General features: G+C 71.7%; 11 protein-coding genes and 1 pseudogene. 8 read left to right on the top strand and 4 right to left on the bottom strand.

The window, feature by feature from the left end; translation table 11 throughout:
• From GVL03_RS00265 to GVL03_RS00245, 5 genes are read left to right on the top strand one after another with little or no spacing between them, the layout of a single operon-like run.
• Nucleotides 1–858 carry a squalene/phytoene synthase family protein gene (locus GVL03_RS00265; protein WP_159498327.1) on the top strand — a complete coding sequence of 286 codons (858 nt, stop codon included), beginning with the start codon at nucleotides 1–3 and terminating at the stop codon, nucleotides 856–858.
• Nucleotides 855–2,426 carry a phytoene desaturase family protein gene (gene crtI / locus GVL03_RS00260; RefSeq protein ID WP_159498325.1) on the top strand — a complete coding sequence of 524 codons (1,572 nt, stop codon included), beginning with the start codon at nucleotides 855–857 and terminating at the stop codon, nucleotides 2,424–2,426. Before GVL03_RS00265 ends, crtI begins: the two co-directional genes overlap by 4 nt.
• Nucleotides 2,426–2,767: a lycopene cyclase domain-containing protein gene (locus GVL03_RS00255; RefSeq protein ID WP_159498323.1), complete on the top strand. Its 342-nt coding sequence runs from the start codon at nucleotides 2,426–2,428 to the stop codon at nucleotides 2,765–2,767. Before crtI ends, GVL03_RS00255 begins: the two co-directional genes overlap by 1 nt.
• A complete protein-coding gene (locus GVL03_RS00250) occupies nucleotides 2,764–3,069 on the top strand; it encodes a lycopene cyclase domain-containing protein (protein WP_159498321.1) in 306 nt (101 codons plus the stop codon). The genes GVL03_RS00255 and GVL03_RS00250 overlap by 4 nt, the downstream gene beginning before the upstream one ends.
• Nucleotides 3,066–3,950 (top strand): prenyltransferase, encoded by an 885-nt coding sequence (locus GVL03_RS00245; RefSeq protein ID WP_159498319.1) that lies wholly within the window; start codon nucleotides 3,066–3,068, stop codon nucleotides 3,948–3,950. The genes GVL03_RS00250 and GVL03_RS00245 overlap by 4 nt, the downstream gene beginning before the upstream one ends.
• Before the next feature lie 21 nt (nucleotides 3,951–3,971).
• Here GVL03_RS00245 and GVL03_RS00240 read toward each other — a convergent pair whose 3' ends face one another.
• A complete protein-coding gene (locus GVL03_RS00240) occupies nucleotides 3,972–6,875 on the bottom strand; it encodes a UPF0182 family protein (protein WP_159498317.1) in 2,904 nt (967 codons plus the stop codon).
• Between the two features lie 64 nt (nucleotides 6,876–6,939).
• Nucleotides 6,940–8,067 carry a S16 family serine protease gene (locus tag GVL03_RS00235; protein WP_159498315.1) on the bottom strand — a complete coding sequence of 376 codons (1,128 nt, stop codon included), beginning with the start codon at nucleotides 8,065–8,067 and terminating at the stop codon, nucleotides 6,940–6,942.
• Between the two features lie 126 nt (nucleotides 8,068–8,193).
• Between GVL03_RS00235 and GVL03_RS00230 the strand changes: the two genes are divergently transcribed.
• Nucleotides 8,194–9,564: a zinc-dependent metalloprotease gene (locus GVL03_RS00230; RefSeq protein ID WP_159498313.1), complete on the top strand. Its 1,371-nt coding sequence runs from the start codon at nucleotides 8,194–8,196 to the stop codon at nucleotides 9,562–9,564.
• A 113-nt stretch (nucleotides 9,565–9,677) separates the two neighbouring features.
• Nucleotides 9,678–10,418, top strand: a pseudogene (locus GVL03_RS22535) (hypothetical protein); the annotation flags it as partial.
• On the opposite strand, the gene GVL03_RS00220 reads toward GVL03_RS22535, so the two are convergent.
• Entirely contained in the window at nucleotides 10,315–12,075 is a 1,761-nt protein-coding gene (locus GVL03_RS00220; protein WP_159498309.1) for an ATP-dependent helicase, read from the bottom strand. The pseudogene GVL03_RS22535 and the gene GVL03_RS00220 sit on opposite strands and share 104 nt — an antisense overlap.
• The gene (gene nudC / locus GVL03_RS00215; protein WP_159498307.1) at nucleotides 12,072–12,980 is read right to left on the bottom strand and encodes an NAD(+) diphosphatase; all 909 of its coding nucleotides are present in this window, start codon (nucleotides 12,978–12,980) and stop codon (nucleotides 12,072–12,074) included. Before nudC ends, GVL03_RS00220 begins: the two co-directional genes overlap by 4 nt.
• Nucleotides 12,981–13,042: 62 nt before the next feature.
• Here nudC and GVL03_RS00210 point away from each other — a divergent pair, with 62 nt between their 5' ends.
• Nucleotides 13,043–14,341, top strand: coding sequence for a phosphotransferase (locus tag GVL03_RS00210; RefSeq protein WP_159498305.1), 1,299 nt, complete (start codon nucleotides 13,043–13,045; stop codon nucleotides 14,339–14,341).
• Nucleotides 14,342–14,356: the final 15 nt, after the last annotated feature.

Raw genomic sequence — 14,356 nt, 5'->3', positions numbered from 1 at the left:
ATGACCGGGTTGTCGCTCTACGACCACACCGCGACGTCCGCCGCGTCCGCCGTCATCCGGTCCTATTCGACGTCGTTCTCCCTCGCCACGCTCCTGCTCGGACCCCGCCCGCGGCCCCACATCCGGAACGTCTACGCCCTCGTGCGGATCGCGGACGAGATCGTCGACGGCCCGGCGGGCGAGGCGGGACTCGATGCCGCCGAGCAGGGCCTGGTGCTCGACGCCCTCGAGACCGAGACGACGGATGCGGTGCGCCGCGGATTCAGCGCGAACCTCGTCGTGCATGCGTTCGCCCGGACCGCCCGCGAGTGCGGCATCGGCGCGGACCTCACCGCCCCGTTCTTCGCCTCGATGCGCACCGACATCTCGACCCGCATACACGACGACGCCTCGCACGACGCGTACGTGTACGGCTCGGCCGAGGTCGTCGGGCTCATGTGCCTCGCGGTCTTCCAGAACGCCGGCGCGGGCCGGCCGACGCCGCCGCCGGAACGCCTCGTCACCGGCGCCCGTGCGCTGGGGCGGGCGTTCCAGGACGTCAACTTCCTCCGTGACCTCGATCACGACGCGCACGCGCTCGGCCGCGACTATCTGGCCGTCGACGACCGCTCGCGCACCCGCGCGGGCGTGCTCGACCGGGTCGATGCCGACCTCGCGCGGGCGGCCTCCGTCATCCCTGCCCTCCCCGCGGACTGCAGACGGGCCGTGACGGCCGCCCACGGCCTGTTCGCGGCGCTCTCCGCCCGGCTCCGGGACGCGGCGCCGGCTCGACGCCGCGTGCGCGTGCCCACCGTGCAGAAGGCCGCCGTCGCCGCCCGAGCGTGGTTGGGCGCACCGCCGCGCGGTGCACGGGCATGACGGCGCACGGCAATGACGCACTGGTCATCGGCGGCGGCGTCTCCGGGCTCGCCACCGCCGCGCTGCTCGCCGAGGAGGGCTACCGCGTGACCCTGCTCGAGGCCCGCGAGGAGCTCGGCGGACGCGTGGGCAGCTGGGAACGCGACGGGTTCCGGTTCGACACCGGTCCGAGCTGGTATCTCATGCCCGAGGTGTTCGATCACTTCTTCCGCCTGCTGGGAACCAGCTCCGAGACCGAGCTCGATCTCGTCCCGCTGACGCCCGCTTACCGTGTGTACGCGCAATCCCACCTCGACTCCGACTCGTCGCCTCTCGACGTGGTCTCCGGCCGCGCCGCGGCACGGGAGTTATTCGACTCCATCGAGCCGGGCGCCGGCGACCGGCTCGACGCCTACCTCGACTCGGCCGGCGAGGCGTACGACCTCGCCGTCTCCCGGTTCCTCTACGACACGTACGAGTCGCTGGCGAACCTGACCGATCCCACCGTCCTCCGACGCCTCGGGCACCTGACGTCGCTGCTCACGGTCCCGCTCGCCACGCACATCGAGAAGCGCTTCACCGACACGAGGCTGCGGCAGATCCTCGGCTACGCCGGCGTCTTTCTCGGCGGGTCACCCTACGATCTGCCGAGCCTCTACCACCTCATGAGCCACCTCGACCTCGACGACCACGTGCGCTACCCCCGCGGCGGCTTCACCAGGCTGATCGCCGCGATCGAGCGGCTCGCGCGCGACCGCGGCGTGCACGTCGAGACCGGTGCGGACGTCGTGCGCATCGAGGTCGAGAGCGGACGCGTCCTCGGGGCGCAGACCGCCGACGGGCGCCGGTTCGCCGCCGACGTGGTCGTGTCGACCGCAGACCTCCACCACACCGAGACCGTGCTGCTGCCGCCCGCGGCCCGCACGTATCCCGAGCGACGGTGGCGTCGCAAGGCCCCGAGCTACGGGGTGCTCCTGGTTCTGCTGGGCGTCCGGGGCGAGCTGCCGCAGCTCGCCCACCACACCCTCCTGTTCACCGAGGACTGGCGCGCGAACTTCGCCGAGATCTTCGGCCCGGACAGCCGCATCCCCGACCCCGCGTCGCTGTATGTCTGCCGCCCGAGCGCCACCGACGACACCGTCGCTCCCGCGGGACACGAGAACCTCTTCGTGCTCGTCCCGATCCCCGCGGACCCGGCGCTCGGCCGCGGCGGCGGCGACGCGACGGGAGACGAGGGCATCGAGCGGGCCGCGGACGCGGCGATCCGACAGATCTCGACCTGGTGCGGGATCGGGGACCTCCGCGACCGGATCGTCGTGCGGCGGACGATCGGTCCCGGCGACTTCGAGCACGACCTGCACGCGTGGCGGGGCAATGCGCTCGGCCTTGCGCATCCGCTTCGCCAGAGCGCCCTTTTCCGGCCCCGCAACGCCTCGAAGCGGGTACGAGGACTGTTCTACGCGGGATCCTCTGTGCTCCCCGGGATCGGGCTGCCGATGTGTCTCATCTCGGCCGAGCTCGTCATCAAACGGCTGCGCGGCGACCGGTCGGCGGGGCCGCTGCCTGAACCCGCGGCGAGGACGGCCTGATGCCCGGGCTCTACCTCGCCGCCATCCTCGCGAGCGTCGCCGGCGTCGCGGCGCTCGACCTGCGCTTCCGGCTCGCGATCGGTCCGCATCCCGCGCGCACGGCCGCCGCGGTCGCCGTCGGCACGGCGTTCTTCCTGGTCTGGGACGCTGTCGGCATCGCGACCGGGGTGTTCGTGAAGGGCGGCAGCGCGCTGCTGATCGGCGTCGATCTCGCTCCCGAGCTCCCGCTCGAGGAGCCCTTCTTCCTCGCGTTCCTCTGCTATCTCGCGGTCGTCGTGCACGCCGCCGCACAGCGATGGCCAGAGCGCCGCGGCGCGCGTGCCCAGGGGTCCGGCCGATGACCTACCCCCTCATCGTGCTGCCGTTCCTCGCCCTCACCGCGGTCGTGACGGCCCTGAGCGGCCGTCGCCCGGGGTTCGGCCGGCGGATGCGGGCGAGCGCGCTGACGGCCGTCGTGCTGATCCTGCTGACCGCGGTCTTCGACAACGCGATGATCGCGGCGGGCCTGTTCACCTACCCGGACGAGCACCTCAGCGGCATCCGGATCGGACTCGCGCCCGTCGAGGACTTCTCGTACCCGCTGTGCGCGGCGTTCGGCGTGCCCGCCGTCGCAGCGCTCCTGCCCGTGCGGAGGACGCGATGACCGCCCTGTCGGCCGGCACGATCGCACGCACCCTGCTCGTGTCGTCGCGTCCGGTGAGCTGGATCAACACGGCATTCCCGTTCGCGGCGGCGTACCTGCTCGCGGCCCGTCAGCCGGATGCGACCCTCGTCGTCGGCACGCTCTTCTTCCTCGTCCCGTACAACCTCGCGATGTACGGGATCAACGATGTGTTCGACTACGAGTCCGACCTCCGCAACCCCCGCAAGGGCGGCGCACACGGGGCGGTGCTCGACCGTCGCCTGCACGCGATCACGCTCTGGGCGGCGGGGCTGGCGTGCCTGCCGTTCCTCGGGTATCTCGTCGCCGTCGGGTCTCCGCTGTCCTGGCTCGTGCTCTCGATCAGCATGTTCTGCGTCGTCTTCTACTCGGCGCCGCCCCTGCGCCTGAAGGAGGTGCCGTTCGCCGACTCGGCGACGAGCAGCATCCACTTCTTCTCGCCCGCCGTGTACGCACTCGTGCTGGCCGGCGCCTCGTGGACGCCGCAACTGGTCGCGGTGATCGCGGCCTTCGCGCTGTGGGGCGTCGCCTCGCACGCGTTCGGAGCGGTGCAAGACGTCGCCGCCGATCGCGAGGCGGGGATCGCCTCGGTCGCGACGGTGCGTGGCGCCCGCTGGACCGTGCGCTTCTCGCTGGCCTGCTACGCGCTCGCGGGGATCGTCATGTTCCAGACCGCGTGGCCGGGGCCGCTCGCGGCCGCTCTGACGCTGCTCTATCTCGGCACCGTCTGGCCGTATCGCGACGTCACCGACGAGACCGCGGAGCGCGCGACCGCCGGATGGCGGCGCTTTCTCTGGCTGAACCAGATCGCGGGTTTCGGCGTCACGCTGCTGCTGATCTGGTGGGCCGCGCTCACCGCCTGAGCGCAGCCCGTCCGCTGCGGACTACTCGGAGTCGTCCAGCTCGAGCAGCTGGTCGATCGCGTCCGTGAGCCGTTGGTCGGCCTCGCCGTACGCCGTCCAGTCGCCCGCCTGCATGGCGGCGTCGCGGTCGAGCATCGCCTGACGCGCCTCCTGGAGCGCCGCCTGATAGGCGTCCGCGGGCACCGTCGGCGCGGTCGTGCCGTCACCCGAGCCGTCGTCCGGAGCCTCGGTCGCGGTGTCGGTCGGAGCGACCTCCTCGTCCCCGGCGTTCGCGCCGGAGTCCCCGCCGAACAGCGCGTTGAGCGCTTCGTTCAGCGTGTTCTCGAACGCGATCTCGGTGCCGAACGCCACCAGCACGCGCTGCAGCTGCGGAAGCTGCGTCCCGCTGGAGGCCTGCACGAAGACGGGCTGCACGTAGAGAAGTCCCCCGCCGACGGGGAGCGTCAGCAGGTTTCCGTTGAGCACCTCGGACTGCCCCTGCTGCAGGATGTTGATCTGCGACGAGACCCCCGGGTCGGAGTTGAACGTGTTCTGCACCTGACCGGGGCCCGGGACCGTCGTGTCGGCGGTGATCTCCAGCAGGCGCAGCTTGCCGTAGTCGGCGCTCTTCACGCCCTCCTGGCTCCCCGCGTCGGAGTCCACCGACAGGTAGCCCATCAGCACGTTCCGGGAGTCCGCGCCGGTCGACTGCGGGATGAAGCTCGTGAACATCGAGTACGTCGGCGCCGCCTGCCCGGGCATCTGCATCGTCAGGTAGTACGGCGGCTGGTTGACGTCCGGGTTCTGCGGGTCGGCCGGGGTCGACCAGGCGTTGTCCCGCTCGTAGAGCGACAGCGCCGTGTCGACGTGGTACTCGCCGAGCATCGCGCGCTGCACCTTGAACAGGTCGGTCGGATACCGCACGTGACTCATCAGGTCGCCCGACATCTCCTCGATCGGCTCGACCGTCGTCGGGAAGACGTTCTGCCACGCCTGCAGCAGCGGGTCGGTCTCGTCCCACGCATAGAGCGTGACCGAGCCGTCATAGGCGTCCACAGTCGCCTTCACCGAGTTGCGGATGTAGTTCACGTTGTCCAGGGCCACCCGCGGCGAAGGGTTGTTGGCGTCCTCGATCGCCTGCGACATGCTCGTCGCGGTCGAGTACGGGTACTGGTCGCTGGTCGTGTACCCGTCGACGATCCAGACGATCCTGCCGTCGACGACGCTGGGATACGGGTCCGAGTCGAGCGTCAGGTACGGCGCGACCTTCTGCACGCGGGTGGCGGGGTCGCGGTCGTACAGGATCTGCGAATCGTCGTTGATGGCGTCCGAGAACACGATCTGCTCCGACTGGAACTTGAGCGCGTAGATCAGACGGTTGAACACGTTGCCGATCGAGGGGCCGCCCTCGCCGTCGAACGTCGTGCGGGTGTCGTTGCCGCCGTCCGTGCCCGCCGGGTAGTCGAGCTCGATCGGGTCCGCGCCCGCGGGGGCGCCGACGATCGAGTACAGCGGCGAGTTCTCGCCGAAGTAGACGCGCGGCTCGTAGTCCTGCTCGGTGAGGAATCCGGATGCGGGGATCCCGCTCTCGATGAAGACGGGATCGCCGTCCACCGTGCGCTCGTTGCCCTTCGCCGCCACGAGCCCGTAGCCGTGCGTGTACACGAGGGTGGAGTTCTGCCACGACGCCGCGTCACCGAGGCCCTCTGTGTTGACCTCGCGCACCGCGACGATGGTGTCCTGGGACTGTCCGTCGATCTGGTAGCGGTCGACGTCCAGCGGGTCGTCGAAGAAGTAGTACTGGCGGTACTGCTGCAGCTGACGGACGGTCGGCTGGATGATCGCCGGGTCCATGATGCGGATCGAGGCCGTGGTCTCGGCGTCGGCACGGAGCTGACCGGGCTCCGCGTCGGTGACGGCGTCGTAGTCCGTCGTCTCGAGTCCGTCGATGTTGAACGCCGTCTTGGTCGCCTCGAGGTTGCGCTCGAAGTAGGGCATCTCGAGAGCACGCTGGTTCGGGCGCACCTGGACGGTGTTGATGATCCACGGGTAGGCGACGCCCACCACGAGGGAGGTGACCACGAGCAGGGCCGTCGCGATGAGCGGGAAGCGCCAACGGCCGATCACGGCCGTGACGAAGAACAGGATCGCGACGATGATCGCCGCGATGGAGAGGATCGTGAGCCCCGGGATGGTGGCGTTGACGGCCGTGTAGCTCGCGCCCGTGATGCGCTCCCCCGGCTCGGTGAGGGTGCGGTAGCGGTCGAGGAAGAGGCTGGCGCCCTGCAGCAGCAGGTAGATGCCCGCGATGACCGCGAGCTGGATGCGCGCGGGCTTGGAGATCCGCAGCTCGCGCTGTCCGATGCGCACCGATCCGTACAGGTACGACACCAGGGCCGTGACGAGCAGACTCACCAGCACGACCGCCGACGCGAAGCCGAGCAACCCGCCGTAGAAGGGCAGCCCGAACAGGTAGAACCCGGTGTCCATGCCGAACTGCGGGTCGCTCGTGTCGGTGTGCACGCCGTTCAGCCAGAGCGCCGTGGTCTCCCACTGCGCGGAGGCCGCGAATCCGGCGAAGAAGCCGAAGAAGACCGGGATGCCCCACATCGCCAGGCGGCGCAGCGGCTCGACGACCTCCTGGTAGCGGTCGAGCTGAGAGCTCAGCCGGACGTACACCGGACGCAGCCGGTAGGCGAGCTGGATCGCGAGCCACACCGGGATGGCCATCCCGAGGAATCCGACGACGAACATGACGGCCCGCGCGATCCACTGGGTCACGAGCACCGACGAGTAGCCGAGCTGGTCGTACCAGAGCCAATCGGCGTACAGGCTGGCGAACACGAAGAAGGCCACGGCGAGAGCCGCGATCACGACGAGCGAGATCGCGATCACACGGCGGGATCGATTCGGAGCGGCGGGCGTCGGCGCAGTGGTCGAGGTCACCCCTCCATCCTAGGAGCCATCCTCTGAGCGAACGCCGAGGGGATGCTGAGGGGACTCCCAGGCCTCAGCCCGCGGCACACACCGGGAGGCTCGCCAGGTCGCCCTCGTCGGCGATCGCGTCGAGGACCGCCACCGCGTCGTCGAGCGTCGCGACGGAGAACACCTGCAGGCCGTCGGGCACGTGGCCGACGACCTCGTCGCAGTTCGCCGACGGCGCGAGGAAGTACTCCGCTCCCGCGTCCGCGGCGCCCCACAGCTTCTGCCGGATGCCGCCGATCGCCCCCACGGTGCCGTCCGCGACGATCGTGCCCGTGCCCGCCACCTGAGCGCCGCCGTTGAGCTCACCCGGGGTGAGCGTGTCGATCATGCCGAGTGCGAACATCATCCCCGCCGAGGGGCCGCCCACGTTGTTCAGCTCGATCGAGACGTCGAAGGGGAAGTCGTACACGGTCAGGAGCGAGATTCCGACCTGCCACGTGCCGGCGGCCTCGCCGGTGCCCGCGGTCGGGGTGACCTCGACCGTGCGCTCGGTGCCGTCACGGTCGATCCGGAACGAGATCGGCGCGCCCTCGCCGGCGTTGATGATCTCGCGGAGATCCTCGAGCCGCGTCACCGGCGTGTCGTCGGCGGCGAGCACGATGTCGCCCGTCTCCAGCACCCCGCCGGCGGCGCTGCCGTCGAGGATCCCGGAGATCTCCAGCTGCGGGTCGACGTCGTGGCCGAGGAACTGCAGCGCGGCGGCGGTGGCGTCCTGCTGCGAGTCGATCATGAGCGTCGCGTTCTGCTGGCTGCGCTGCTCGCTGGTCTGACCGGTCGGGTAGATCGTCTCGATCGGAACGACGGCCTTCGTCGGATCGAACCAGGCGAGCGCCACGTCGAGCCACGACAGCCGACGCTCGGGCGAGCCGACGACCTGCACGGTCAGGAGGTCCAGCGAGCCATCCGTCGGGTAGGTCTGCGCGCCGTCTACCGAGATCAACGGAATGCTCTCGCCCTCCGCGTCCGTCACCTCGCCGAGCGTGTTGTAGACCGGACCGGGCTGCTCGATGACGTAGGGGCTCGGCAGGAACGACATCCCGAGCAGCGCGAGCAGCGCCACCACGAGCGCCCAGACGCCGGCGACCGTCCCGCGCGGCAGCCGTCGCCGCGGGTCCTCGGACACGACGACGCCGCCCTCTTCGAACAAGCTCACGCGTCCGCCTCTCCGTCCGACCGTTCGCGGCCGGCGTACGGCGACTTCGTGTTCGCCCGGCGGTGCGATGTATCCCTGCGACTAGCGTAGATCGCGACGTTATCCCCCGGCTGAAAGGCGCCTGACGTGGCAGACGACGACGACCGGAGCCCGGAAGAACAGTTCCAGGAACTCCTCCGGCAGCTTTTCGGTGCCGAAGGGATCGATCCGGCGCAGCTGCAGCAGCTGTCCGGACTCGGGATCGACCCGGCGATGATGCAGCAGATGATGCGGCAGATGCAGTCCGCCTTCGTCTCCGGCGACGGCGGCATCTCGTGGGACGAGGCGCAGCGTCAGGCGTTGCACATCGCCAATCAGAGCGACCTCGGCGTCGGATCGGGCGCCCGCGCGGACCTCGATCAGGCCTTCACCCTCGCGACGCTCTGGCTGAGCGAGTCGACCACGATCTCGGATCTCGCCGAGCCCGGCCGGGCCATCACCCGCGGGGCGTGGGTCGAGGCGACGATGCCGGTGTGGCGCGAGCTCGCCGAGCCGGTGGCACTCAGCATCGCCGACGCACTGACCGCGACGCTGTCCGAGCAGCTGCCCGAGGACATGCAGGGGATGCTGCAGGGCGCCGGCCGCATGATGCGCACGATCGGCGGCTCGCTGTTCGCGACGCAGCTCGGACAGGTCGTCGGACGCCTGTCGACCGAGGTCGTCAGCGGCGGCGACGTCGGCATCCCGCTCATGCCTGCCGGGTCCGCGGCGATCCTTCCGCAGAACTTCGCAGACTTCGGGCAGGGCCTCGAGATCCCCGAGGACCAGCTGGCCCTCTATGTCGCGGCGCGCGAGCTGGCGCACGCGCGCCTGTTCCGCCACGCCCGCTGGCTGCGGCTCGACGTCATCGCCCAGGTGACCGAGTTCGCGCGCGGCATCCGCGTCGACACCGCCGCGCTCGAGGACCTCGCCGAGCGCTTCGACCCCTCGCAGCCCGACGAACTGCGCCAGGCACTCGAGAGCGGAGCGCTGCTGCCCGAGAAGTCGGAGCAGCAGACCCAGGCCCTCACCCGCCTCGAGAACCTGCTCGCCCTCATCGAGGGATGGGTCGACGTCGTCACAGCGGACGCGACCTCGCGCCTGCCCAGCGCCGTCCGCGTCGCCGAGGTCGTCCGGCGCCGGCGCGCCGTCGGCGGACCGGCCGAGAAGGCGCTGGGATCCCTCGTCGGCCTCGAGCTGCGCCCGCGCCGCATGCGCGAGGCCGCGGCGATGTGGCGCGCCGTCACCGATGCCGTGGGCGTCGCCGCGCGCGATGCCCTGTGGGACTACCCCGACCTGCTCCCGACGTCCGAGGACATCGACGACCCGGCGGGCCTCATCGCCCGGCTCGCGGCTCGTGCGCGAGGCGAGGAGCCCGAGCGCGACGCGTTCGACGAGGCGCTCGAGCAGCTCCTGTCCGAAGAGGAGCGCGGCGAGGACGATCGCGACGAGACGCCGCCGGGCCCGACCCTGTCCTGACTCGGAGACGTTCGTCGACCGAGGGCCGCTGACCTGTCCTCCCCTGCCCGCTTTGCCGAGACGGCACTGTGGAGAACCCGGGACGCGCCCCGGGAGGAGCGCACAATCGGGACATGCTCCGACTCGACCCCGCACGTCCGCCCGCATGGCGTGACGAGTCCACCCTCCAGTTCGGCGCCGACGGCACCCTGCTCCTGCCCCATCCGGAGCCGTGGCAGGAGATCCTGCTGCACGCGCTCCGAGGCGGCCTGAGCCGGGCCGACGCCGTCTCCGTCGCGGGCGGATACGGTGTCGACGCCGCGCGGACGCGGGCGTTCCTGCAGCGCCTGCGGCCGGTGCTCCTCGAGCAGCGCCCCGCACGGCGCATCCACTTGGACGTGGCGGATGCCTTCACGCACCCGGTCGGCGCCGACGCGGCGCAGGTGCTCGCCGACGACTTCCGGCTCGTGCACGTGCCTCGGGCCGGGGACACCGTCGTGCTCCTGGCCGCGTATCTGGTGCATCCGGCGCGCGTTGCGGCGATGGCCCGCGACGATCTGCCCCACCTTCCGATCGTCGTCAGCGGCGACGAGGCCACCGTCGGCCCTCTGCTCGTGCCCGGCGCGGGCGCGTGCCTCGGCTGCGCCGCAGAGCACCGGCGCAGCGCCGATCCGGCGTGGCCGGGGATCGCCGCGCAGCTGCTCGGGCGCCCCGCTCCCCCGGTCTCGACCGGGTTCCTGGCCGAGGCGCTCGGCCTCGCCGCCCGCTTCCTCAGCGGCCGGGCCGGCGCGCGGGCGCACTCCCATGCGGTGACGATCTCCTCGCGGACCCTCCGCCGGAGGTGGGCCGAGCTGCGCGTTCATCCAGAATGCGGTTGCCGATCTCCTGAAGAAAACGCGATCGCTGACGCCCGCCTCGTCCGGAGCTCTCCGCCCAGGACAGCGACAGCGTACGCGCGGCCCGCGTGATGCCTACGTAGGCGAGTCGACGCTCCTCGTCGATCTGCTCGAACCCCTGCGCGTAGGAGATGGGCAGCAGCCCCTCCGAGAATCCGACGAGGTGCACGTGGTCCCATTCCAGCCCCTTCGCCGCGTGCAGGGTCGCAAGGGTGACCGTCGCGAGGGTGGGCTCGTGCTGGTCCTTGGCCCGGGCCATCAGCCGGTCGGTGAACGAACGGAGCGTCGCCTCCGGGCCCTCCTCGTCCGCGAGCGCGAGGAGGGCCGCCCGCGCCTCCCATGCGTTCCGCAGCGCTCCGCCCGCCTCGGGCGGCTCGTCGGTGAGTCCGAGCGAGCGCAGCACGTCACGGACGCTGTCGCGGAAACCGCTCTCGAGCGGGGCCACGGATGCGGCGCGCAGCGCCATGATCGCCTGACGGACCTCCGGCTGATCGAAGTACCGCCGCCCTCCCAGCACGGTCGTGGGGATCTCCTGGTCGGCGAGCGCCGCGAGCAGCTCCGCGGACTGGGCGTGCGCGCGGTACAGCACGGCGATCTGGCGCGGGTCGGCGCCCCCGTCGAGCTGCGACCGGATGCGGCGCGCCACTCCCGCGGCCTCGTGCCCGTCGTCGTCATAGCGCACGAGCGTCGGAGCCGGGGCGTCCCGTCCACGGTCGGTCGCGAGCTGCAGCGCGCCGGGGCGGCCGCGCATCAGCGCGTTCGCGGTGCGCAGCACGGGTTCGTCGCTGCGGTAGTTGCGTTCGAGCCGGAACGTTCGCACATCCGGATAGCGCCGGCCGAACCCGAGGAGATGACCGGCGTCCGCACCCGCGAAGGAGTAGATCGTCTGGCTCGCGTCGCCGACCACGCAGAGATCGCGACGCTCGCCGAGCCACAGCTCCAGCAGCCGGTTCTGCAGGGGCGACACGTCCTGGAACTCGTCGACCGTGAAGTGGCGGTACTGCTCGCGCACCGCCTGGGCGACGCGGGGCTCCGCCTCGATCATGCCGGCGCAGGCCAGCAGCACGTCCTCGAAGTCGAGTTGATGGCGCTCGTCCTTGACCTTCTCGTACGAGCGATGGAGGTCCCGCACCTGGGCCGCGTCGAGCGCGCCGACGCCTCCGGGGCGATCGGCCGAGAAGGCGTCGATGCTGCGCATCGTGACCTTGCGCCATTCGATGCCGGATGCGACGTCGCGCAGGGTCGGGGTGTCCGGTGAGAGCCCGATCGCGGAGGCCGCCTGAGCCAGCAGGCGCACCTTGTTGTCGATGATCGAGGGCGCGGCGGATCCCGCCACGACCGGCCAGAAGTAGTTCAGCTGCGACAGCGCCGCCGCGTGGAACGTGCGTGCCGCGACGCCCTCGACACCGAGGGCGCGGAGGCGCCCGCGCATCTCGCCCGCCGCCTTGGCGGTGAAGGTCACCGCCATCACACGGCCGGGTGAGTAGGTGCCGTTCTCGACGCCGTAGGCGATGCGTCGTGTGATCACCCGGGTCTTTCCCGTCCCCGCGCCGGCGAGAACGCACACCGGCCCACGCACCGCGAGCACCGCCTCGCGCTGATGATCGTCGAGCCCGGCGAGCACGTGCTCGCTCACGCCGCGCCCTCGTACCAGTCGCGGATGAGGCGGTAGGCGATCGACGCGGTGCCGGGGAGGGTGACGTCTCCGCGCCCCGCGAAGGCCTCACCGATCTCGTCGCGCGTGAACCAGCGGATCTCGACGATCTCCTCGCCATCGGCCCGCGCGTCCTCGTCCGCCCGGGCGGCGGCGTGGAAGCCGAGCATCAGCGAACGCGGATAGGGCCACGCCTGCGAACCGCGGTACCGCACGTCGACGACGTCGACGCCGGCCTCCTCGGCGACCTCTCGCACGACAGCCGCCTCCAGCGACTCGCCGGCCTCGACGAAGCCCGCGAAGCACGAGTAGCGTCCGGCCTCCCACGCCGCGTTCGAGCCGAGCAGAAGACGCGCCGGCTCGTCGGCGCTCGTCACGGCGACGATGACGGCCGGGTCGGTGCGCGGGAAGTGCTCCCGCCCACAGGCCGGACAGTGCCGCGACCAGCCGGCGTGCGCGATGACCGTGCGCGTTCCGCACGCGGGGCAGAACGGGGCCTCGAGCAGCCAACGGCCGAGACTCAGTGCCTCCACCGCGAGCCCCGCCTCGGCGACGGAGAGCTCGCCCCCGATCCGGCGGACCGCGCTCCAGACGCCAGCGCCGAGATCCGGAGCGGGCTCGTCGGCGGCCAGGACCGCGGTCAGCACGCCGGCGCGGCCGTCACGGCCGAGAAAGGCCCACGCCGCCGCATCCGGCGCCTCGGTCGGGGCGACCAGCCGCAGGCGCGGCCCGTCCATGGTCGGCACCCGGTCGCCGTGGACGACGAGCACCCGTGTCGACGGATCGGCGCGCAGCTCCTCCAGGAGCCCCGGGCGCTCGCGTTCGGCGGCCGCACGATCGGTGCCGACGTCGGCGAATGCCGGTGGGACGGCTCCGGATGCGGTCACCGATACCTCCTCGACGGGCGTGGCGCCGGGGCGCACCCGGGCGATCGACCTACCCTGAGGGCATGCCACGCTCACCCCTCACTCTAGCCGCGTCGGCGACCGCGGCACTGCCGGGAGCGAACGTCGTCGGGGCGCGCAGCCTCGGCTCTGCGCAGGACGGACGCTTCACGGCGGCCGTCGCCGAGCTCGACGACGGCCGCCGTGTCGTGGTGCGTCAGGCTGGCGACGACGACACGGGGCGGGCACTGCTCGCCGAGGCCCGTGTGCTGCAGGCGCTCTCGGCCGGGGTGCGGAGCCTCCTGCCCTTCCGCGTCCCCGAGCTGCTCGGCGAGACGGCCGTGGCGGACGGCCGCGCGATCGTCGTCGACTTCATCGATGGGTACCGCGTGGACGCCGCCGATGTGCCCGCGGGCCACGGCGTCGCCTCCCTTCTCGGCGCGGCGATCGCCGCGGTGCACGACCTGCCCGTCACCGTCATCCGCGCGGAGGGATTCCCCGCGCGATCGGCCGACCAGGTGCGCACCGAGACCTCCCGGCTCGTGGATCGCGCGATCTCGACCGGGCACATCCCCCGCGCCCTGCAGCACCGCTGGCGCCGTGCCCTCGCCGACGATGCGCTGTGGCGTTTCGAGGCCACCGTCGTGCTGGACGGACTGGACGCGGCGTCCTTCGTCTTCGCGGACGACGACGAAGGGGTCCCGGCGATCATCGGACTGCTCGACTGGCAGGGACTGTCGATCGGCGACCCCGCGGTCGACGTGCGCTGGGTCGCGGGCGCCCCGGATGCGGCGGATGCAGTGCATGACGCGTACGCCCAGGCGTCGCACCGGGCGGGCGACCCGCATCTGCTGGCCCGTGCACGTCTGTTCGCCGAGCTCGAGTTCGCCAAGTGGCTCGTCCACGGCGACGAGGTGCACGACGAGGCGATCGTCCGGGACGCGGAGCGACTGCTCGTCTCCCTCGCCGAGGCGACCGTCGGCTCCGAGCTGGTCCGCGCGGACGCGCAGGACGTCGACGACGCGATCGCCCTCCTCGAGCGCGTGCCGCCCGCGACCGATCCGCGGATCGACACCTCGATGCAGACGGACGCCTACGACCCGGCTGCCCTCGGCGCGTACCTCGCCGAGGCGGAACGATCCGCCCGCGACCCCGACTTCGACGACGATGACGACGACAGCGGGCCGATCCCGACGCTGCCGGTGGACCTGTCGGAGTGGACGGCCGGCCCGATCCTGACGGAGCCGGACGCCGCACGGAGCGATACGCTGGCCGACGTCGCCGCTCCCGCCGACGAGGGCGACGACCGCGAAGAGGCGGCCCGCGCCTCGCGCGCGGCGCTCCGGCGATGGAGCGAGTCCTGACCTCGCTGAGGATCC

The organism is Microbacterium sp. 18062, assembly GCF_902706225.1.
GTDB lineage: Bacteria > Actinomycetota > Actinomycetes > Actinomycetales > Microbacteriaceae > Microbacterium.
The sequence above is the reverse complement of the archived record's forward strand: the minus strand, read 5'-3'. Positions and strand labels throughout refer to the sequence as shown.